We start from the raw sequence: 616 nt of genomic DNA, 5'->3' as shown, positions 1-616 counted from the left end.
TTCGGGGAATTGCCCTGCATACGGTGGCCGAAGGATTGACTGACGAGATGCATATCGGCCTCAAGGGCACGATGAATGCGTTGTTCCTCAAGGATCTGGCCGAGAAGACGAGACGAGGTCAACGCGGACGAATCGAGAAAGGACGTTCGGGTGGAGGTCTCGCCTACGGCTATGACCTATCCAATGATGATGAAGGCAGTGCCGGAGGCCGCTGCATTAACGAGCAGCAGGCGATGATCATCCGCCGAATCTTTGCATCCTTTGCCGAAGGAGAGACGCCCAATGCCATTGCGGCGGCGCTGAACCGGGAGGCTATACATGGGCCAGGCGGACGGGCCTGGGGAGCCACCACCATTCGTGGGCATCCTGCGCGAGGTACCGGTATCCTCAACAATGCACTTTATCGCGGCGAGCTTGTCTGGAACCGGCAGCATTTCATCAAGGATCCAGTCACCGGAAAGCGTCAGGTGCGACTTAACCCAGAGACGGAATGGGTCATAAAGGAAGTTCCGCATCTGCGGATCATCGACGAGCCGTTGTGGCAGGCGGTCAAGGATCGCCAACGGGAGGTGGAGCGGCGCCATGGACGTGTTCGTGACGGTGTTCGGAAATCCAG

1 protein-coding gene is annotated in these 616 nt (G+C 58.4%); it reads left to right on the top strand.

What is annotated here, in order from left to right; genetic code table 11:
* A partial coding sequence (locus RCF13_RS02995) for a recombinase family protein (RefSeq protein WP_308140849.1) occupies positions 1 to 616 on the top strand: 616 nt, incomplete at both ends.

Origin of the sequence: Stenotrophomonas maltophilia group sp. RNC7, assembly GCF_030910085.1 — a bacterium.
Classification (GTDB): domain Bacteria; phylum Pseudomonadota; class Gammaproteobacteria; order Xanthomonadales; family Xanthomonadaceae; genus Stenotrophomonas; species Stenotrophomonas sepilia.
Note: the sequence above shows the minus strand (reverse complement) of the source record. Positions and strands in the feature narration are given on the sequence as shown.